Source organism: Pseudoselenomonas ruminantium (genome assembly GCF_900113715.1).
Classification (GTDB): domain Bacteria; phylum Bacillota; class Negativicutes; order Selenomonadales; family Selenomonadaceae; genus Selenomonas_A; species Selenomonas_A caprae.
In genome coordinates, this window is the sequence record NZ_FOQK01000003.1 from 85,342 (window position 1) to 105,058 (window position 19,717).

Below are 19,717 nucleotides of genomic sequence, written 5' to 3' on the forward strand. Positions count from 1 at the left end.
CTTTTTTCAGGGAATTTGTCGTTTTACTTTTTGGGGAAAAACGGGGAAACGGAATATGCAAAGGGGAGAGCGCATTATTCCATTATGTTATAGTTGTAGAAAATCTACATGAACTATGTATTTATAGTAATATCTCCGACGTTTTCAGACAATACGCTCTGCTCTTTTTTGGATAAACGTTACAATAAAACGTAATATTTTTGGTTCGTTGTTACAAATTTCAAATTCACTCTTGCAGAAGCATGATTGCTTCCGGCGGGATATGGAAATACAACTGCCCCTGCTGTTGCTGGGAACTTTTCCAATCCGCCTTGGAAAGTTCCCAGCGGATCGGCCTGCCCGTGCTCCCCAGCTTGCGCACCATCACCAAGTAAGAGAACACGTCCTCGATGACCTGCACGACTTCCAGCGGGTAGGTATTCTCCCCTGGTGCAGTCCGCAGCTCCAAGAAATGCGCACGCACCCCCACATAATGGGTGGCCTTGGGCACCTCAACTGCCGTAGCCAGCATGAGATCCCACTCCGTTGCCTGGACATGGCCATCATCCAGCTTCCGGGCCGCCGAGACATTCTTGCAGCCGGTCAGCAGCGTAGCTGCCAGGGTCTGCGGCTGCCGGAACAATTCTTTCGTCATCTGCGCCGGTTCCATGCAGCCCTGGCTGATGACAGCCGCCCTGTCAGACAAACGGTAGACCTCGCCGCGGTCATGGGAGACCAGCAGAGCCGCTCCATGATATGCCTGCAACACTTTCCCCAGCTCGAGCTCGAGCTGCCATTTGAGGTAGCCATCGAGCGCCGAAAAGGGTTCATCCAGCAGCAGCAGCTCTGAATCAGCCGCCAGGATGCGGGCAAAGGCCGCCCGCTGCTGCTGGCCGCCTGAGAGCTCCCGCGGATACGCATCGGCCAGCTCCGTCAGTCCGAAGCGGACGAGATTCGCCTGCACCTTTTCCTCTTTGTCTGCCGGTGTCCCGCCAGCCACAAAGCGGATGTTTTCCCGGATCGTCATATTCGGGAATAGGGCGTAATTCTGGAACAGGTACCCGACATGGCGCTGCTGCGGGCTCAGATTGATGTCCTGCCCGCTATCGTAGAGCACACGCCCATTGAGTACGATCCGTCCGCTGTCCGGCGTCTCGATGCCGGCAATGCATTTGAGCGTCATGCTCTTGCCACAGCCCGAGGCCCCCAGCAAGGCAAAGACCTCATCACGGGCCGTGAAGTCCGCCTTGAGCATGAAGCTGCGCAGCTGCTTGCGGATACTCACTATCAATTCCATATCGCTGCCCCCTTATTGCTGCGGGCTATCCACCAATTCATCAACAGGACAAAGACCAGCGAGAAAACAACGATCACCAGCGCCCAGTCAAAGGCCAGATCGTAATCATTGGCCTGTACTGCCGCATAGATGGCCGTGCTCATCGTCTGGGTCTTGCCCGGGATATTGCCCGCGAACATGATTGTCGCCCCGAATTCGCCCAGGGCGCGCGTAAACGACAGCACCAGCCCCGCCAATATCCCGGAGCGCGCATTCGGCACGAGGACGTGCCAGAAGATGCGCCATTCGGACACGCCCAGCGTCCGCGCCGCATGGATGATATTCGGATCGAGCTGCTCAAAGGCTCCGCGCGCCGTCCGGTACATCAGCGGCAGCGATACGGCCACAGCCGCGATGACAGCTGCCTGCCAAGTGAATACCAGCGAGATATCCCATTGCAGCAGGAATCTCCCGACACTGCTGCGCTTGCCCAGAAACAACAACAGAAAGAAGCCGACAACGGTCGGCGGCAACACCATCGGCAACGTAATAATGGCATCAGCCAGGCCCTTGAAGCGGTTCATGCGCACCACCAGCAAAGCCAGGCCAATGCCTGCAAAGAACGTTACCACCGTCGCCGCACCAGCTGTCTCCAGCGTGATGATCAGCGGTGATAATTCCATATCATTTTACCTCGAAGCCATATTTCTCGAATACCTTCTTGTTCGCGTCACTCGCAGCAAAGGCCAAAAACTCCTTTGCTGCCTCCATATGCTTGGCGTCCTTGAGGACGGCGGCCGGATAGATTATCGGCTTATGCGTATCTGCTGGTGCCTTGGCTGCGACCCGCACCTTATCCGATACCGCTGCATCGGTAGCATAGACCACACCGCACTCAGCCTCGCCCTTTTCAACCCAGGAAAGCACCTGGCGGACATCGGAACCATAGACAGCTTTCGCCTTCACAGCGTCAAGAATCCCGAGCTTCGTGAAGACTTCCTCCGAATACTGGCCTACCGGCACGCCCTTTGGTTCTCCCAAAGCGATGTGCTTGATGTCTGCCCCGGTGACCTGCGGGAAGGCTGTGATGTCCCTGCCACCCTCTTTGGGTACGACGAGCACCACCTCGTTCTGCAGCAGGTCGCGGCGCGTCCCTGCTGCCAGCAGGCCATCCTTTTCCAGCGCATCCATCTGCTTCTGCGCAGCCGAGAAGAACAAATCCGTCTCCCCGCCATTCTGGATTGCCTGCTGCAAAGCACCCGAACTGCCGAAATTGCAGACAATCCTGACATCCGGATGCTCTTTTTCATAACCTGCCACCAGCTCTTTCATGACATCGGTAAGGCTCGCTGCGGCTGCCACATGCAGCTCGACTTTCTCAGCCCCCGGAGATGACGCTTCTTTCGCTGCGGGCTGGCCGCCACAACCGGCCAGGACAGCCACCACCATCGCCATGATCACTACCAGAATCTTTTTCATCCGTTATTTTCCTCCTTTTCAAAACGGAAGGGAGCGCGGTTTCCTGTGCTCCCCTGTGGGTATTACCCAGGCGCAGCATCATAGCGCATGACCTTAGATGCTTTTGCTCGGAGTTACGTTATCATTATACGGCAAAACAAGCCAAAAAACTATATGAAACATCACACAAAAAAAATCCTGCCCCCCTGGGCAGGATTTCTATGCTGTTATCAATGAATCAGTCCGTCATCATCTGTGACACCGCGCAAACGGCGATTGATGGAGCTAAGGCCACGGTAGACCGTACTGATATCGATTTCATCGCCACGGTTCTCCATGTACTTCTCAAGCTTGCGCTTCACGCGCTGCAAAGCATTATCGATGGATTTGACATGCCGGTCAAGATCTTCCGCAATCTCCTGATAGGACTTGCCATCGAGATAACTCATGAGCACCTTCCACTCAAGATCCGACAGGATCTCTTCCATCTTCTTCTCGATATCAATGAACTCTTCCCGGCTGATGACGAGATCTTCCGGATCGGCAGCCTTGGCACCAGACAACACATCCAGCAAGGTACGATCTGAATCCTCGTCATAAATCGGCTTGTTCAGCGAAATATACGAATTCAGTGGAATGTGTTTCTGACGGGTAGCCGTCTTGATAGCCGTGATGATCTGACGCGTCACACAAAGCTCCGCAAATGCACGGAACGAAGACAGCTTATCATTGCGGAAGTCACGGATTGCCTTATAGAAGCCAATCATGCCCTCCTGGATGATATCCTCGCGATCTGCTCCAATCAGGAAGTATGATCTTGCCTTTGCCCGTACGAAATTCCGGTACTTGTTGATGAGATAATCAAGTGCGACCTTGTCATCCTTATCTCTTATGGCTAATAAAATCTCTTCGTCCGTAAGATCAGCGAATTCCCCATATAATTCTTCGCTAAAAAGTTCTGTAGTCGGTTCTGCTTCCATCGCACTTTCCCCTTTGCTGAAAACCCCCGTTTTCATTCTCTTGCTTCCCTTGATAAGAAAATTATACTCCCTCTTTGTTGTAAGCGTCAAGGATTCCTCTAGGACTTTTTTCCCCCATCTTATCGTTTTTCGCTTCGAAAACAAAAATTTAATTCCTTATTGATGGGATTTGCGCAATATATCCAATTTCTTGACGGTTTCGCGATCCAAACGATCCTCAACCTCCAAGCGGTTGACAGGCAGCGTCACATGACCCAAATACTCTTTCTGCAGATTTTTCTTGGTTCGTCTTACGTTCTTCCTGAATTCCGACGAAGGAATACGGAATGCACCAGCACCAAGAATCACGCTCTGCTCTGCACTGTCAGAAGTCACGACATGGACCTCCTTGCCAGCACGGACCATCTCATAAGCCAGGCGCTCGATGCGGCTGTCAGCCGTCTCTCCTTCGCCGGTATAGATCAGCTCCATATGGTCATTGACTTTTTCCCGATGTTCATCATCATCTGTGAACATCGCATCAAACACGATGGTGATATCGATTTTTTCATAGGCTCCGTATTCGGCCAGCTGGTGAACCAGCTGGTCCCTGGCCTCGGATAGCTCGACACGCAGGCGGATAAGTTCTGGCCAGGAATTGATGACATTGTAGCCATCAACGATATAATACTCCCTTTTCCTGCTCATAAGTCAGCCTTTCTTCACTAAGCGCTGCCGCATGGACTCATACATGAGAATGGAACCAGCCACCGATGCATTGAGTGAATTGATCCGCCCCACCATCGGCATCTGCACGATGAAATCGCACTGTTCCTTCGTCAAGCGGCTCATACCGCGGCCCTCACTGCCAACCACCAAGACCAGCGGCCCGGTCAGGTCAGCCTCATAATAGCTCTGGCTGCCATCCATATCCGCTCCAGCTACCCAGAAGCCCTGCTCCTTGAGTTTCTTGAGCGTCTGGGCAATGTTGCCGATCCGTGCGACTGGTACATACTCGATGGCTCCCGCCGATGTCTTGGCCACCGTGGCGGTAAGGGGCACACTGCGGCGTTTCGGGATCAGCACACCATGAACCCCCGTCGCATCGGCCGTACGCAGGAGCGCACCAAGATTGTGCGGATCTTCCAGCTCATCGAGCAGCAGCAGGAACGGGGCCTCGCCCTTCTCAGCTGCCGCCTTGAGGATGTCCTCCAGCTCCACATAAGCGACAGGTGCCACATAAGCCAGGACGCCCTGATGGCGCAAGCCGCCCGCCACCGCTTCGATCTTGCTCCGCTCAACGGACTGGATGACTATGCCACGCTCCTTGGCCAGTGCAAGGATCTCGCTGACCGAGCCTTCCTTGTCGCCCTCGGCCAGCAGGATCTTATTGATGCCACGGCCAGCACGCAAGGCCTCAGTCACCGCATTGCGGCCGATCAGCACATCTTCGGGCAGTTCCCGCTCTCCAGTCAGATCCGCTCTGCGCTCACGCGGTTCGCGGCGCTTGCCGCCCTCCCGCTTCTCCGCATGTTCCTGGCGGTTCTTGCCGTTGCGGAACGGCTTTTTCTTCTTATCGCTAAATTCTTTCATCATCAATCCTTCTCCCGCAGCTTCAGCATCTCCTGGAACTTGCCACAGGTCATGGCCCCTTCCGGGCAGCGTCCTGTATTCACGCAGCTCGCACCAGCATTGTGGAACAGCGTCGGTGCCACTTTCTTGACCTCAGCCAGCATCTTGTAAGCCATCTCACGGATTTCCCACTGCGCGCGGTTGCAGCAGCGCAGGTTGAAGAAGTGCAGCAGCGACCGCGCATTCATCGTCACGAGGATTTTCGTCTCCGTGGCATTGGCCAGCACATACCGGGCATCCTCTTTGGGCACCCCCATCTCCGTAAGCTCATCGTAGGTCTTGCGGATCTCGGCCAGCAGTGCCTCATACTTCGCCTTGGCCTCCGGCTTTTCCGCAATCGTCGGCGGCGTGATGTACTCGAAGCCATGCGCCGCCACATAGCGCTGGGACTGCTGGTCATAGGACGCGATGCGGTGGCGGACAAGCTGGTGCGTGAGCACCCGGCTGACGCCCTCGATGCCGAAGGTGAAGGTGACATGCTCAATCGTCGAGCCATGCCCCAGCGTCACCATCTTGCGCACCATTTCCTTCGCCTTCTCATCGCTGATCTTCTCGGCCAGCTCCTCAGCCCCAGCCGACGAATAGCAAAGACGTGCCGCCATCGCCACCACATGCTCCGGATTCGGCGTGTATTCCAACAACTTGACTTTTATCATAAATTATCTCTTGCTCCTTATTTCCTTCATCATAGCCTTTGAAATCACCTGGAACGAGGCCTCCGCCAATTCGTAGAGCCGTTCATTCTGCTCCGACAGGTAGAGGCTGCCCAGCAGCGCCTCAAAGCCGGTGCTAGCGTGATACTCAGCTACGCTGGCACTGCGTGGGGCATGACTTTTGGCATTGCGCCCACGGCGATAGATCCCCTTTTCTTCCTCCGTGAGCATCGCTTCGATGCCCCGATAGGCCTTGGCCTGCCAGACAGCCGATACGATCTGGGCACTGAAGGAATGGAGTGCCTGCACCTTGCACTGTTCATAGGAGAGCAGGCGGGTGCGGACATAGAGATGGAAATATGCATCGCCGACATAGGCCAATACCAGCGGATTGAGCTGCTTGACATCCACATCGCTGTAACGCTGCAGGATACCGCCATCCCCATCGGGCTCAAACATCATATCGACAAGTTTCTGAAAATGTTCAAACTTCATGCTTTTTTCCACCGTGCCCCATTCGGCGTATCTTCAATGACGATACCCACTTCCTTGAGCTCATCGCGGATCTTGTCGGCAATAGCCCAATTCTTCTCCTTGCGGGCATCCTGACGGATGCTGATGATGAGTTCCATAAGCTTATCGGTAAGGCCATCGTCAGCAGCTGCCTCTTCCTGCTCAAAGATGCCAATGATCGCAGCCATCTCGAGATAGATCTCGCTGACACGTGCAAAGCCTGCGGCATCGTAGTCTGCCCCCTTGTTCATGACATCCTGGTAGTAGATGTTGATGTCCTTCGACAGGCCAAACAACTGGCTGATGGCCAGTGCCGTATTGAAATCATCGTCCATGGCCTCATAGAACGCCTTACGGTATTCCTCGGCTTTTGCCACCAGATCCTTGGCCGTATCCGCAGCGCCTTCCTTCTTCAGAAGTTCATCCATAAAGGCTTTGGACTGCTGCAGGCGCGCCAGGCTCGTCTGCGCTTCCTTGAGGCGCTCATCGCTGAAATCCAGCGGGCTGCGGTAATGCGTCTGCAAGATGAAGAATCGCACGACCTCACCGGGATATTCCTGCAGGATGTCCTTGACCGTAAAGAAATTATTCTTCGACTTGGACATCTTTTCATTATGAATCGTGATGAAGCCATTGTGCAGCCAGTACTTGGCAAAACTGTGCTCATCGCCGATGCAGGCCTGCGACTGGGCAATCTCGTTTTCATGATGCGGGAAAATCAAATCACTGCCGCCACCATGGAAGTCGAACTGTTCACCGAGGTACTTCAGCGACATCGTCGAGCACTCGATATGCCAGCCTGGGCGTCCCTTGCCCCACGGGCTGTCCCAGCTTGGCTCCCCCGGTTTAGCCGATTTCCAGAGAGCAAAATCCATCGGATGATGCTTGCGCGTATCGACCTCGATGCGCGCGCCAGCCTGCATATCCTCGAGTTTGCGGCCACTGAGTTTGCCATAGCCAGCAAATTTCTCTACGCTATAGAACACATCTCCGTTATCCACTGCATAGGCATAGCCATTGTCGATGAGTTTCTGTACCATCGCAATGATATCGGGAATCGTCTTGCTGACCCGCGGATAGACATCCGCGCGCTTGACGTTAAGCGCATCCATCGCCTCAAAATATGCCTTGATATAGCGGCCGGAAATGTCACTCCACTGCACGCCTTCCTTATTGGCCGTATTGATGATCTTATCATCAACATCCGTAAAATTCTGGATGTAATGCACCTTATAGCCCTTTTTCGCAAAATAACGGCGGATAACATCCCAGGTCACGAACGGGCGTGCATTGCCGATATGCGGATGATTATAGGGCGTAACACCGCAGCAGTAAATGCTCACTTCGCCTTCTTTGAGCGGTTTGAATTCTTCCTTGCTGCGGGACATCGTATTATAAACTTTCAGCATTCGTTTTTCCTCCAATATCTATCTGCTGGCCAGCTCAGGCTTTCTCGATGCCGGCGACGGCATACGCCGAAATCCCCTGCTCTGTACCCGTGAAGCCCAGTTTCTCCTCCGTCGTCGCCTTGACATTGACCTGGTCAAGCGTCACGCCGAGGACCCGGGCGATATTCTCATTCATCTGCGGGATGAAATCCTTCATCTTCGGTTTCTGCGCTACGATGGTCGCATCGACATTGCCGACCTCATAGCCCTTTTCACGCAGCAGCTCCATGACATGGCCTAAGAGCTTCAAGCTGTCCGCCCCCTCGAAACGCGGATCTGTATCGGGGAAGTGGCGGCCGATGTCGCCGAGCGCGGCTGCACCGAGCAGCGCATCCGAAATCGCATGCAGCAGTACATCCGCATCCGAATGCCCCAACAGCCCCAAGGTGTGCGGGATCTCCACACCACCGATGATCAGCTTGCGTCCTTCCACAAGACGATGTACATCATAGCCCATACCAAATCTAGTCACGATAACGCCTTCTTTCCTATATAAATATCAATGCAAATGTTTCTTCATCTTTTCCTTCGTCTTCTGGAGCGTCTGCTTCACCATGCCCCGCAGGCCATCGCCTTCCTCTTTCAGGAACATCTCAGCAATCAAGAGATCTTCCGGCGTCGTGACCTTGATGTTCTTGTAATCGCTGGCCACCACCTTGACAGGTGCCGCCAAGCGCTCCACCAGACTGGAATCGTCGGTTCCCAGGAAACCGTCCTCTTTGGCCTTCTGATAAGCCGCCAGCAGGATATCCTTGCGGAAGCCCTGGGGGGTCTGCACCTCCCAGACCTTGTCGCGCGGCGGCGTCTTCACGACCACGCCATCATCGTCGACGAGCTTGATCGTGCTCTTGGCTGGCACGGCGGCAACGGCGCCGCCTGCTTCACGGGCAGCCTGCACGACGCCATCGATGGTCGCGACACTCGTAAGCGGGCGCGCTGCATCATGGACCAGGACGATATCCGCTTCCGCAGGCACGACAGCCAGGCCGTTGGCAATCGAATACTGGCGTTCCGTACTCCCGGCTACCACCTGAAATGGCTTGAGTCCCGGAACATGGCTCAGCAGCCTGCGGATGGACGATACATCCTCCTCCGCAACGACGACAACCAGATTGTCAATCTCTGCCGATGCCGAAAAACGCAGCAGCGTATGTACCAGGATAGGCTTGCCGGCCAGTTCCAGAAAAACCTTATTCATGCCGACATTCATGCGCCGTCCCTGTCCGGCAGCAGGAAAAACTGCTGTTACCATATCTATACAATCCTCCCAGTATATTTATCTTTTATATCATACTACAAAAGCAGAAAAAAAGAAAATCCAGCCCTTGACTGAGCTGGATTTTCCCGGAGGATTATGAGATTTATCTTTTCTTTATTTCAGGGCATATCCATTGTTGTACATCTGATCCTGCAGCTTGCGCGTCTGATAGAGCTGTGTCGTCGTATCCAGTTCCACCATATCCAGCGTGAGCAGCTGACCCTTCTTTGCATCCTTAAGCATCCGTGTCTTCTTATTGATAAGGCCATAAACCACATAGCCTTTGGCATAGGTCTCTTCTGCTGTTGCAATCGAGCCATATGTCGTATAGCCGCCAATGCCATCGATATATTCGCCAGCCTTGAGATCGCGCTTCGCTACTGTAATGCACTCACTGACAGGGCCAGTCAGGGGAATGATGGTCGGCTCATGATCGATGATAGCCTTTGCCACTGTAAGCGGCGTCTCAAGATTGCAGAGATGATACGTCCAAAACTAAAATCCATCATTGCCTCCTTTTTTCGTTCATAATTATTTATGTTTCATTGTGTTTGTTATTGTCTTTTGACAATTCAAATTATAGCATCAAGCAAATACTTTTACAACCGTATTTGTATTGAACATTTGTAAAAGTAATGAATTCTGCGACGATTTCATTTTTACATTTATTCTTACAACGAACAAATGCCATCAATGAACATTTATCCATTGATGGCATCCTCTGTTGCTTATCTTGTTTTCCGTTACCTGTCGCTGGCCAGCAGGCCAGCTGCACACTCTGCATCAGTGATCAGGATGTTGATATAGCGGCCGCGGATTGCGCCGAGCACCGGTGCGATCTTCGGCTTGCCGCAGGCTACACCGATGCGCCGCGGCACCTGGGCAAGACGCCGCAGGGAGATACCGGCCACACGTTCATTGAAGTCGCTGAACGCATCCGCACCGCCATCGGCGTCGAAGTAGCGCAGAGCTATATCGCCCACAGCCCCCTTGCCCAGGAATTCCTGCATCAGGGACTGGTCGATATAGCCTTCCTGCAGCAGGGTGGAATGGGCAGGGTCCAATACGCCGATTCCCATGACGACCACATCGAGGGAGGTATACATGTTCGTGACCTTCCGGTTCGAACGTTCCTCCATGAAGCCCTCCAGGACGTCCTTGCGCGAAAACAGTGCCGGGGCAAAGAACTGGACGCTCTTGCCGCCAAAGCGCTCGGCGAACTCACGCGCCAGATAGTTGGAATGGATATCCATCCGGCTGTCGCTGACACCGCCAATCAGCGGCACGAAGGTGCAGTTGCAGGATTTCTCCAGACGGTATTCCGAGCGGACGATATTCTGTATCGTAAGCCCCATGCTGACACCCACGAAATAATCATCCTTCAAGATCCGCGACAGGTATTCCAGCGTCGCGCTGCCAATCTCCGAGTTGATGTTACGCGTCCCCTGCTCTAACGGCATAGAGTCGACGATGATGACCTCCTGCAGCGAGAATTTTTTTTCGAGTTCGCGCTCCATCTGGCCATAATTCGTGTTGTCAGGATTCAGCACCTCGATCTTCACGATGCCTGTATCCTTGCCCAGCTGCAGCAGCCGGGAGACTGTCGGGCGCGATATCCCTAGTGCATCCGCCACTTCCTTCTGCCCCAGGCCATCGAGATAATACAAGCTGCAGCATTTGAAAATCAACCGTTTGTCATCCACCAATTTCTTCATTCGATCGTCCAGCCTCTCCATAAGCAAAGAGAGGAACCACACAGTTCCTCCCGCTTACCATATTCTGTCAATTCTTCGGTTTCGCAAAAATCATGCGGCCAGCTGCAGTCTGCAGCGCCGACGTGACTTCAACGGCAATCGTCTCATTCATGAACCGCTGGCCACCCTCGATGACGATCATCGTGCCATCATCGAGATAGGCAACCCCCTGTCCCTGCTCCTTGCCCGACTTGACTACGGTCACTTCCATAGCCTCGCCCGGAATCACAACCGGTTTCACGGCATTGGCCAGCTCGTTGATATTGAGCACCTCGACACCACGCAGCTGAGCAACCTTATTGAGGTTGAAATCGTTGGTGATGATCTTGCCGCCGACCTGCTGCCCCAGGCGTACAAGCTTGGAGTCCACCTCGGTGATATCGTCAAAATCAACATTCGTCACCTCGACCTTGCAGCGCGTCCCCTGACGGATGCGCTGCAGGATATCCAGGCCACGGCGGCCACGCGTGCGTTTGAGTGCATCCGACGAATCGGCGATATGCTGCAGCTCCTCCAGCACGAAGACCGGAATCAGAAGCGTCCCCTCGATGAAGCCCGTATCACAGATATCAGCGATGCGGCCATCAATGATGACGCTGGTATCCAGCAGCTTGTACTGCTGCTGCGGCTTTGCCTCGGCAGGCGCAGCAGGCTGTTTGCCCTTGGCCGCAGCTGCCTGCTCAGGATTCTTGGACACTGCCTTGGTGAGCTTCTGGATGAAGTCGAACATGCCCGTCAGATCCTTGCGTTTGCGGATCGTCAGCGTGATGCCCAGATAGCCAAAGACAATGCTGAAAATGACTGGTATGTACTCACCGACAACCGGAATCTTGGAAAAGGCATAGCCCAATAGATTAGCAATTATGAGTCCGAGAAACAATCCCACTACACCGGCGATGACATCATGGATTGGCATCTTGTTCAGCTGCACTTCTACCCAGGCCGAGAAACGCTTGAGCTGACGGATGAAATACGACGACAGGATGAAACCTACGATGCCGCCAATCACAGCGCCGAGCAGGATGCACACCAGTCCAGCGAAGGTCAGCTTGAACCAGCCCATATCCGCCTTGAGGATTTCCGTGCTGATGAAGCTCGTCAACAACGGTGCCGCCAGATTCAGCAGGGCACCACCGGCAATAGCCATGAACAAGGTGATAAAAAAGCGCAATACACGATCCAGCATCTTCTCCACCTCCTTTCTCCTATAAGATATAGCTATAAGGTCAGTATAGACAATCCCACGGGGTACTGTCAACCAACACAGTGAATTCTCAAAAGATTTTAATTCTTTATCGAGGCGCCATCCCCATAAGACAAAAAAGAGGAATTGTACACAAGCAAGATCCCACTCATGCGCAATTCCTCATGCCAGACATCTTCGTCCCGTCAGTGCAGGTTATGTGACAGGATCTCTTCCATCCAGCCCTCCACTTCCTCCGGTGTTTTGCCACAGGCATAGACGAGCTCGCTGACCAGGATCTGTTTGGCCAGATCCAGCAGCCGCCTTTCTCCGGAAGAAATCTTTCGCTGCCGGTCCTGCAGGATCAAGTTGCGGGCAACCGCTGCTACATCGCAGATGTCGCCGCTCTTCATCCGGTCAAGATTGGCATGAAAGCGTTTGTTCCAGCTTCCTGATGCCCGTTCCGGCTTGTCCTCAAGTACATCACGTACCTCATCTACCTTCGCCATGGAGATAACATCCCGCAGACCGATATTGTCCACATTATCCGTCGGAATCATCACCTTCATGTTGCCCAACGGCATTTGAAGGACATAGTACGACTTCCCTTCTCCGAGCACTTCACAGTTTTCGATCCCAGCGATCACACCGGCTCCATGCATCGGATAGACTACCTTATCTCCTACCTGCAGCAAACACACACCCCCTCAGGACACAATGGTCAAGTTGGCACATCTCAATTTACCTGCGTTTTTATTATAGCATGGTTGCTGCATTATTTCAAAAGTTAAATTTTAAATTTTAACATATAAGAACTATATCGTCAAGGGAACCGTGTCACAAAATATCGTTTGGACTCATGCCAGCTCTGATTTCGTGCTGCGCATGAACAGTTGGGTGAGCTGATCCTTCGGATCTTGGTGGTTGTGCACGATTTCATAGACCGTCTCACAGATCGGCAGCTCCACCCGATATTCACGCGCCAGATCCATCAGCGCCTCCACCGTATAGACACCCTCAGCCAGCTTGGCAAACGGCTTGCCCGTGATCAGGTCCTCACCGAACCGGCGGTTGTTGCTATGCGGCGAAAACAACGTCGCCTCATAGTCCCCCAGATGGGACAAGCCATACACCGTCATCTTATCGCCACCCATCTTCTCGATGAGACGCGACAGCTCCCGTGTCCCCCGGGCCATCAGCGCTCCCTTCAAGCTGCCATAGCCAAAGCCATCGAGCATTCCTGCCGCCAGACCGACGACATTCTTTGCCGCCGCGCCGATCTCGGTACCGAGCAGATCCTCCCCATAGTAGAAACGGATCAGCGGACTGGAAAAGGCCTCGACGAGTTCCTTCGTCAGCTGCATATCAGCTGCAGCGATGACCATACAATTGGGGATGCCCCGCGTGAAGTCCTGCACATGTCCCGGGCCAACCCATACGGCCACAGGAATGTTTTCGCCAGCCGCCTCGCGGAATACCGTCGTCAGCCGCTTGCCTGTGCCGATCTCCAGCCCCTTCATGCAGAGCACAAAGCGCTTGCCCGCCAGCCCCAGTGCAGCCAGCTCACCGACGAAGCTACGCAGCTGCTGGCTGCTGATGGAAATCACGATCGTATCCGCGAACGCCAGTGCCGCCTCGATGTCATCGGTCAAAGCTACACGCTCCGGCAGTTCCAGATATTCATTCTTATGGGTCTCCTTCAGTTCCTGCAGATGCTTCGAGCCTTTGCGGCCCCAGAGAAGCACGTCATGGCCGATATGATCTGCATACCAGGCATGGAACGTACCCCAACGGCCACAGCCGAGAACTGTTACCTTCATGCTGATACCTCCACTTTCGCTCCAGTGAGGTCACGGACGACTTCGCCGGCGATGATAAGACCTACTACCGATGGTACAAATGAGATGCTGCCCGGTACAGCGCGTTTCGCCGCGCAGTTATTGGCACTGCCTGGCGGGCACACACAGGCTTTGCCGCAGCCCCCCGGTCTTACCGCCAGCGGCTTCTCCTTCGAGTAGACCACCTTGAGTTTCTTGACATGATGCTCCTTCATCTTCTTGCGCATCACGCGTGCGAGCGGATCGACACTCGTCTTGTAGATGTCTGCCACCTCAAACTTCGTCGGGTCGAGCTTGTTGCCAGCTCCCATGCTGCAGATGATGGGGATGTGCAGCTCACGGCACTGCAGCACAAGATTTATCTTGCCTGTCACCGTGTCGATGGCATCGACCACATAATCATAATGCTGCTGGAAAAACTTCTCCGCATTCTCCGGCAGGTAGAAATCTTCGATCGTATCCACGACTGCCTGCGGATTGATGTCGAGGATGCGCTCCTTCATGACCTGCGTCTTCGGCTTGCCTACCGTTTTCGAGGTCGCATGGATCTGGCGGTTGATATTCGTCAAGCAGATGAGATCGTTATCGATCAGCACCAGATGCCCGACACCAGCCCGGGCCAGTCCCTCCGCCACGAAGGAGCCGACACCGCCCACGCCAAATACCGCTACGGTTGCCTCAGCCAGTTTCTTCATTCCCGCTTCTCCCAATAACAGCTCCGTACGGGAGAATCTGCCTAAATTACCCAATGTATCCGTTCCTTTCTGTTTCCTTGCCTGGAATCCTGTATCCATTATACCTGCTCACGACGGAAAAAGGAACTGCAGACATGCCTGCAGTTCCTTTGAGACTATCCTAGTCATTTCTTGTCCTGGGGATCATCCGTCAGCTTGAAGGCCGGGATTGCAAAGGCCCCCGGCTGCTTGAAGGCTGTTTTCTCCTTGGTCTTGTTCATGAAGGACGGCGTATCGAGAGAGAAAGCCGTCTTCTGCACCTTGCTCTCCGGCACCTTGACCGTCGGTGATTTCATGACCACGCTGTCGGCAAAATCCGTAGCGATGATCGTCGCCTGGACATTGCCATTCATCGAATCATCCACCACTGTCCCGAGGATGATATTGACCTCCGGGTCAGCATGCTCGACGATATAACGCGTCGCCTCATCCACATCGTACAGGCTCAATGTATGGTCACCGGTCAGATTCAGGATGACACCGCGTGCCCCCTTGAGCCCCTTGTCGATGAGCGGGCTCTCAGCCGCCGCCTTGACGGCGTCCACAGCACTGCGCTTGCTGCTGCCAATGCCCAGCAGGGCGTCGCTGCTGTCGCTCTGACGGAAAATCGTCGTGACATCGGCAAAGTCGACGTTGATGACACCCGTCGTGAGGATCAGCTCAGCCACGCAGTTGATGGCCTGCTTGAGCACCTCATCGGCATACTCGAACGCCGTGACGATCGTCATGCGGCGGTTCTCCGGCAGCTTCATCAGGTTGTCATTCTCTACGGCAATCAACGCATCCATCTGCGACTGCATCTTGACGATGCCCTCCATGGCCGTACGCTTCTTGCGGCTGCCCTCAAAAGAGAACGGCACCGTCACAACGCCGACAGACAATATACCGAGCTCCTTGGCCAGACGCGCCACCACAGGAGCAGCACCGGTTCCTGTACCGCCGCCCATACCAGCCGTTATGAATATCAGATCTGCCCCGTTGAGGGCATCCTTTATCTTGTTCTCCTCTGCCTTGGCGGCCTGCTCGGCCACAGCGATATTGCCGCCGGTTCCCCGGCCACGCGTCAGCGACTCACCAATCTGGATGCAGCGAACACCTGACTGTTCCACCAGCTGCAGCTGTTTGGCATCCGTATTGATCGCGATAAGTTCGATCTCCAGCTCATTATGCTGTCCCATGCGCATAAGTACACTATTTCCGCCGCCACCGACGCCGAACACCTTGATCTTGACTTTCGGTTTTATGATTGATGTTTCATCTGGTGTCATGGAACATTCCCCTCTCATTTCAACATATCTTTATATGTATTCGCCATCCACAGTGGTCATTCCTGCCTGCCAAGCAAGAAATATCGCAGCAACATCATCACCCACAAAAAAAAGCAGGACTGCCCACAAGCAGCCCTGCCTCCCCTCTCCGCCAGTCTATCCACGGACTCAGCTGAAGAGGAATACCGCTAAACAAGCCAGAACGATCTTCAAGCTGTCAAGCTTCACGCCAAACACTTCCTTACTTCGCATCCAGCATAATATTCGCATCTAGCAATGAAAGTTAACCGTTTAAACTGATTATACACTTGTCTATCAAAAATAGCAATCCCTATTCAGCGCCGTTTGAACAGCAAACGCGACTGGGTGACCAGCACCCCCGCAAACATGAGGCCGCAGCCAGCGATCTGCGCCGTGCTCATGACCTCGCCGAGCAGCAGCCAGCTCGACACAGCACCAAAGACCGCCTCGAAACTCATGATGATGGCTGCCGGCCCCGGCTCGGCATACTTCTGCCCATAGATTTGCAAGGTGAAGGCCACGCCCCCCGACATCACACCGCCGTAGAAGATGGCAAACCAAGCCGCCACCAGCGGGCTCCAGCTGATATCCTCGCAGCACAGCGCCGCCAGCGTGCTGCCAAACCAGCAGACTGAGATCTGCGCCACCGAAAGCTCGATGGCATCGACGCGCTCGGCATAGCGGTCGATGAACAGGATCTGGGCAGCCCAGAAGAACGCGCTCAGGAAAACCAGGCCATCGCCGAAATTCAGCGTGATGGCACCATGGATGGACAGCAGATACAATCCCGCCAGAGCCGCCAGGGCCCCTGCCCAGTTTTCGCCATAGATCTTCTTGCCGAGCACCGCTGCCCCCAACGGCACCAGAATGATGTAGAGCGCCGTGATGAAGGCCGTCTTGCCGGCTGTCGTATACAGCATCGCCACCTGCTGCAGCGAAGTGCCCACGAACATGATGGCGCCGGCACCGAACCCAGCCCGCCAGCCCGGGTGATACGTCCCCCGCTGCTTTGCCTGCTCCCGCTGCCCGCGCAGCGCATGCCAGAGCCCGAGCAGGAACAGGAGCCCCAGCGAATACCTGGCCATCGCATAGGTAAACGGTCCCAGTCCGTCCATGCCCACCATCTGCGCGACAAATGTCGTGCCCCAGATGAAGGCCGCACCAAAAAGCAGCAAAGAACCTTTGAGCCGCATGCAATCTCTCCCTTCGTGATGGTTTCCATTATAAGGACTTTGCGGCTTTTTTTCAACACAGCCAGCCATGACAAAACAGGCTGAGGACACGCAATCCCCAGCCTGCTGGTCTTTGGCAGATATCAGCAGATACCTGTCAGCATATAGAACAAGATGCACAAGAAAGGCACAAAGAATTTCAACGCCATGACCACGGCGATATCATAATAGGAATCGTGGTGCGTAAGCCCGCAGATGGCCAGCAAGGTGACCAAGGCGCCACAATGCGGCACCGGGTCGATACCTACCGAAGCGATCGCCACGATGCGATGCAAGACCTCCAGCGGGATTCCTGCCGCCGTCGCCATTGCTGCCCACTGTTCACCGAGGGCTGACAAAGCAATCGTCAGGCCGCCCGATGCCGAGCCCGTGATGCCGCACATGATATTCGTCGTGATGACAGCCGAAAGCAGCGGGCCAAAGGAATCCGCAATGCCGACCAGCCACTGCGTCACGGGCAGGAACCCCGGCATTGCCGTGATGACGCAGCCGAATGCATAGCCCGAAGCTACATTGAGCACGGCCGTACCCGAGGAAAGTGCCGCATAGTTGATCGGCGGCAGGAAACCGTCAAGCACCATGAACCGCTTGCGGCCGATATAGGCTGCCACAATGCTGCTGATGATCAGTGCCACACTGATGGACCAGATGGCCGAAACCTTGCCGACCTGCGTCGCCAGCAGCGACAGATGCAGATCCTTCAGCGTCTCCAAGCTGTCAGCGCTCCAATGGAAGCCCCAAGCCCAGCCAAACGGATTCGACAGGATGACGTTGATGACGATGACCAGCACCAGCGGCAGCAGTGCCCAGTACCAAGGGATATGGATCTTCGGATTGCGCTTGCGCCGTCCATCCACCACATGATTGCCGTAGCCTTCACCGGAAGCCTTGAGCACCTTTGCCCGATGCCCTACCCAGCCCCAGCCGATCAACAGGAACAAAAGGGACGCAAACAAGCCAATCCCCGGTGCTGCCCAAGTGCTCGTCTGGAAATACGACGAAGGGATGATGTTCTGGATCTGCGGCGTGCCCGGCAGCGAGACCATCGCAAACGAGAAGATACCCACCCAGAGCGCCGCTGGCAGCAGCCGCTTCGGAATATCCGCTTTCTTGAAGACCACCGCACCGAACGGATACATGACAAATGCAACGACGAAAACACTGAGGCCACCATAGGTCAACGCACCGCAGCCCATCAGCACCGCCAATATCGCCCGCTTCTCCCCAAGCACGTCGACAATCTTGCCGGCCACCGCCGAAGCCAAGCCACCTTTCTCCATCAGACGCGCAAACACCGCGCCAAACAGGAATACCGGATAGTATGTCTTGACGTATTCTGCCAGGCGTGTCATATAGAGCTCGCTATAAACCGGCAGGATATCAAAGACGCTGGCCAGTGCCGCCAGCCCGGCAAAAAACGGTGCAATCAGGATGATCGACCAACCCCGATACGCAAAATACATCAACCCCAGCAATGCCAATGCTATACAAAGTGCCTCCATGTCGTCCAAAGACTCCCCTCTGTAAATAGGATTCAATAATAATAAACTATAAACACCGCGAAACGATAACAATTAGGAATGATAGATTTTTTTTCCATAGGAAAAGCAGCCGACACCTGCCGGCTGCTTTTCTCCCTGCTTGTTTCGTTTACAGATTTTATATTACCATTAATATTTTTTATTGTCAATTAAAATTTATATTTGTCCTTTTATTCAGAATATTTGCCAACAACAAAGGGGCAGCCGGACGCATACGTCCAACTGCCCCTTTGCCATCACTCCTGTTTTCTTTGCTGCTGCAATGCCGCCAGCTTCGCTGCCTGCTTGGCCGCGAACCGCGCCTTCAGGACCAGCTTATGCTCCATGCGCTCGACAAGATCCTGCGCCGCCGCGATGTCCTGTGCATCGGGATGCGTTGCTGCCAAACGCCACCGCTCCTTGCTCTGGGGCCCGCCATGCGGGTCATCAGGGCCAGCCTTCTTGCGCTTTTCCAGCATAGCCGGATTGATCTTGCCACGGCAGCCAAAGGTGCCGAGTATCTCACAACCCGCGCCCAGATGATAGCCCGCCCGGGCAAAGGAAGTGATGGCATGCTCACTGGTCGGCGCCGTCCCATGCGTCTGGAAGAATACCACCTTCGCATTCTCCACACCTGCCAGATATTTCAGCGTCAACGGGTCTGGCTGGCCCAGCCGCAGCCAATAGCCGATGGCCACCACATCATATGCCGATAGATCCTGCGGCGCATCCTGTACGCGGAAAATATCCGCGTCATCAGCCTTCTGGGCAATCGCCTCCGCAATCTGCCGCGTATTCCCGGTCACGGAAGAGTAGATCACAGCCCATTTCGTCATATCATATCCCCCTGTCTCATTTAGATACTGCCATTGTAACACAAAAGACCGGCGATGACCGTAAGGTTTGTTACAGCCAGCTGGCATGATAGGCTTTGCGTTCAGCAGCCAGCTTTGCTACAATGGAATCTGTTATCTTTGAACAATCATCGCTA

At 54.3% G+C, this 19,717-nt stretch carries 20 protein-coding genes, 1 pseudogene and 1 riboswitch; all 21 genes and pseudogenes read right to left on the reverse strand.

Going from position 1 to position 19,717, the window contains the following annotated elements:
- Positions 1-226: 226 nt before the first annotated feature.
- Complete coding sequence (locus tag BM181_RS02475) at positions 227-1,276, reverse strand: sulfate/molybdate ABC transporter ATP-binding protein (RefSeq protein WP_075442142.1); 1,050 nt, start codon at positions 1,274-1,276, stop codon at positions 227-229.
- Entirely contained in the window at positions 1,267-1,938 is a 672-nt protein-coding gene (gene modB, locus BM181_RS02480) for a molybdate ABC transporter permease subunit (RefSeq protein ID WP_075442144.1), read from the reverse strand. The genes BM181_RS02475 and modB overlap by 10 nt, the downstream gene beginning before the upstream one ends.
- A 1-nt stretch (position 1,939) precedes the next feature.
- Positions 1,940-2,734, reverse strand: a complete 795-nt coding sequence (gene modA, locus BM181_RS02485) for a molybdate ABC transporter substrate-binding protein (RefSeq protein WP_075442146.1) — start codon at positions 2,732-2,734, stop codon at positions 1,940-1,942.
- Positions 2,730-2,859: riboswitch (molybdenum cofactor riboswitch) on the reverse strand. Its footprint overlaps the gene before it by 5 nt.
- Positions 2,860-2,943: 84 nt before the next feature.
- The gene (sigH, locus tag BM181_RS02490) at positions 2,944-3,693 is read right to left on the reverse strand and encodes an RNA polymerase sporulation sigma factor SigH (protein ID WP_075442267.1); all 750 of its coding nucleotides are present in this window, start codon (positions 3,691-3,693) and stop codon (positions 2,944-2,946) included.
- Between the two features lie 156 nt (positions 3,694-3,849).
- Positions 3,850-4,380: an NYN domain-containing protein gene (locus BM181_RS02495; RefSeq protein ID WP_075442148.1), complete on the reverse strand. Its 531-nt coding sequence runs from the start codon at positions 4,378-4,380 to the stop codon at positions 3,850-3,852.
- Positions 4,381-4,383: 3 nt separating this feature from the next.
- The gene (gene rlmB, locus BM181_RS02500; RefSeq protein WP_256211255.1) at positions 4,384-5,268 is read right to left on the reverse strand and encodes a 23S rRNA (guanosine(2251)-2'-O)-methyltransferase RlmB; all 885 of its coding nucleotides are present in this window, start codon (positions 5,266-5,268) and stop codon (positions 4,384-4,386) included.
- On the reverse strand, positions 5,268-5,960 hold the full coding sequence (gene thyX, locus BM181_RS02505; protein ID WP_075442150.1) for an FAD-dependent thymidylate synthase: 693 nt from the start codon (positions 5,958-5,960) through the stop codon (positions 5,268-5,270). The genes rlmB and thyX overlap by 1 nt, the downstream gene beginning before the upstream one ends.
- Before the next feature lie 3 nt (positions 5,961-5,963).
- Positions 5,964-6,452, reverse strand: a complete 489-nt coding sequence (locus tag BM181_RS02510; protein WP_075442152.1) for a Mini-ribonuclease 3 — start codon at positions 6,450-6,452, stop codon at positions 5,964-5,966.
- The gene (cysS, locus tag BM181_RS02515) at positions 6,449-7,879 is read right to left on the reverse strand and encodes a cysteine--tRNA ligase (protein WP_075442154.1); all 1,431 of its coding nucleotides are present in this window, start codon (positions 7,877-7,879) and stop codon (positions 6,449-6,451) included. The genes BM181_RS02510 and cysS overlap by 4 nt, the downstream gene beginning before the upstream one ends.
- 34 nt (positions 7,880-7,913) lie before the next feature.
- Entirely contained in the window at positions 7,914-8,390 is a 477-nt protein-coding gene (gene ispF / locus BM181_RS02520; protein WP_075442156.1) for a 2-C-methyl-D-erythritol 2,4-cyclodiphosphate synthase, read from the reverse strand.
- 27 nt (positions 8,391-8,417) lie between these two features.
- Positions 8,418-9,170, reverse strand: a complete 753-nt coding sequence (gene ispD / locus BM181_RS02525) for a 2-C-methyl-D-erythritol 4-phosphate cytidylyltransferase (RefSeq protein WP_075442158.1) — start codon at positions 9,168-9,170, stop codon at positions 8,418-8,420.
- Between the two features lie 120 nt (positions 9,171-9,290).
- A pseudogene (locus tag BM181_RS02530) lies at positions 9,291-9,668 on the reverse strand (NAD(P)H-dependent oxidoreductase); the annotation flags it as partial.
- A gap of 251 nt (positions 9,669-9,919) precedes the next feature.
- On the reverse strand, positions 9,920-10,912 hold the full coding sequence (locus tag BM181_RS02535) for a sugar-binding transcriptional regulator (RefSeq protein WP_143092091.1): 993 nt from the start codon (positions 10,910-10,912) through the stop codon (positions 9,920-9,922).
- A 46-nt stretch (positions 10,913-10,958) separates the two neighbouring features.
- Positions 10,959-12,116: a PIN/TRAM domain-containing protein gene (locus BM181_RS02540; RefSeq protein WP_075442162.1), complete on the reverse strand. Its 1,158-nt coding sequence runs from the start codon at positions 12,114-12,116 to the stop codon at positions 10,959-10,961.
- A gap of 203 nt (positions 12,117-12,319) precedes the next feature.
- Positions 12,320-12,808: a CarD family transcriptional regulator gene (locus BM181_RS02545; protein ID WP_075442164.1), complete on the reverse strand. Its 489-nt coding sequence runs from the start codon at positions 12,806-12,808 to the stop codon at positions 12,320-12,322.
- Positions 12,809-12,970: 162 nt separating this feature from the next.
- Positions 12,971-13,933: an NAD(P)H-dependent glycerol-3-phosphate dehydrogenase gene (locus tag BM181_RS02550; protein ID WP_075442166.1), complete on the reverse strand. Its 963-nt coding sequence runs from the start codon at positions 13,931-13,933 to the stop codon at positions 12,971-12,973.
- The gene (locus tag BM181_RS02555; protein ID WP_371263003.1) at positions 13,930-14,646 is read right to left on the reverse strand and encodes a tRNA threonylcarbamoyladenosine dehydratase; all 717 of its coding nucleotides are present in this window, start codon (positions 14,644-14,646) and stop codon (positions 13,930-13,932) included. Before BM181_RS02555 ends, BM181_RS02550 begins: the two co-directional genes overlap by 4 nt.
- 164 nt (positions 14,647-14,810) lie before the next feature.
- The gene (gene ftsZ, locus BM181_RS02560; protein WP_075442170.1) at positions 14,811-15,953 is read right to left on the reverse strand and encodes a cell division protein FtsZ; all 1,143 of its coding nucleotides are present in this window, start codon (positions 15,951-15,953) and stop codon (positions 14,811-14,813) included.
- Between the two features lie 335 nt (positions 15,954-16,288).
- Positions 16,289-17,167 (reverse strand): DMT family transporter, encoded by an 879-nt coding sequence (locus BM181_RS02565; protein ID WP_075442172.1) that lies wholly within the window; start codon positions 17,165-17,167, stop codon positions 16,289-16,291.
- A gap of 122 nt (positions 17,168-17,289) precedes the next feature.
- The gene (locus BM181_RS02570; RefSeq protein WP_075442174.1) at positions 17,290-18,708 is read right to left on the reverse strand and encodes a GntP family permease; all 1,419 of its coding nucleotides are present in this window, start codon (positions 18,706-18,708) and stop codon (positions 17,290-17,292) included.
- Between the two features lie 275 nt (positions 18,709-18,983).
- Positions 18,984-19,562 (reverse strand): flavodoxin family protein, encoded by a 579-nt coding sequence (locus BM181_RS02575; protein WP_075442176.1) that lies wholly within the window; start codon positions 19,560-19,562, stop codon positions 18,984-18,986.
- Between the last annotated feature and the right edge of the window lie 155 nt (positions 19,563-19,717).

Coding starts and splice junctions, on each gene's coding strand:
- BM181_RS02510 (WP_075442152.1), bottom strand. CDS start 6,452: ATGAAGTTTGAACATTTTCAGAAACTTGTCGATATGATGTTTGAGCCC.
- BM181_RS02535 (WP_143092091.1), bottom strand. CDS start 10,912: ATGGAGAGGCTGGACGATCGAATGAAGAAATTGGTGGATGACAAACGG.
- thyX (WP_075442150.1), bottom strand. CDS start 5,960: ATGATAAAAGTCAAGTTGTTGGAATACACGCCGAATCCGGAGCATGTG.
- modB (WP_075442144.1), bottom strand. CDS start 1,938: ATGGAATTATCACCGCTGATCATCACGCTGGAGACAGCTGGTGCGGCG.
- BM181_RS02555 (WP_371263003.1), bottom strand. CDS start 14,646: ATGAAGAAACTGGCTGAGGCAACCGTAGCGGTATTTGGCGTGGGCGGT.
- ispD (WP_075442158.1), bottom strand. CDS start 9,170: ATGGTAACAGCAGTTTTTCCTGCTGCCGGACAGGGACGGCGCATGAAT.
- BM181_RS02570 (WP_075442174.1), bottom strand. CDS start 18,708: ATGGAGGCACTTTGTATAGCATTGGCATTGCTGGGGTTGATGTATTTT.
- ftsZ (WP_075442170.1), bottom strand. CDS start 15,953: ATGACACCAGATGAAACATCAATCATAAAACCGAAAGTCAAGATCAAG.
- BM181_RS02475 (WP_075442142.1), bottom strand. CDS start 1,276: ATGGAATTGATAGTGAGTATCCGCAAGCAGCTGCGCAGCTTCATGCTC.
- sigH (WP_075442267.1), bottom strand. CDS start 3,693: ATGGAAGCAGAACCGACTACAGAACTTTTTAGCGAAGAATTATATGGG.
- BM181_RS02495 (WP_075442148.1), bottom strand. CDS start 4,380: ATGAGCAGGAAAAGGGAGTATTATATCGTTGATGGCTACAATGTCATC.
- BM181_RS02565 (WP_075442172.1), bottom strand. CDS start 17,167: ATGCGGCTCAAAGGTTCTTTGCTGCTTTTTGGTGCGGCCTTCATCTGG.
- BM181_RS02540 (WP_075442162.1), bottom strand. CDS start 12,116: ATGCTGGATCGTGTATTGCGCTTTTTTATCACCTTGTTCATGGCTATT.
- cysS (WP_075442154.1), bottom strand. CDS start 7,879: ATGCTGAAAGTTTATAATACGATGTCCCGCAGCAAGGAAGAATTCAAA.
- BM181_RS02550 (WP_075442166.1), bottom strand. CDS start 13,933: ATGAAGGTAACAGTTCTCGGCTGTGGCCGTTGGGGTACGTTCCATGCC.
- modA (WP_075442146.1), bottom strand. CDS start 2,734: ATGAAAAAGATTCTGGTAGTGATCATGGCGATGGTGGTGGCTGTCCTG.
- rlmB (WP_256211255.1), bottom strand. CDS start 5,268: ATGATGAAAGAATTTAGCGATAAGAAGAAAAAGCCGTTCCGCAACGGC.
- BM181_RS02575 (WP_075442176.1), bottom strand. CDS start 19,562: ATGACGAAATGGGCTGTGATCTACTCTTCCGTGACCGGGAATACGCGG.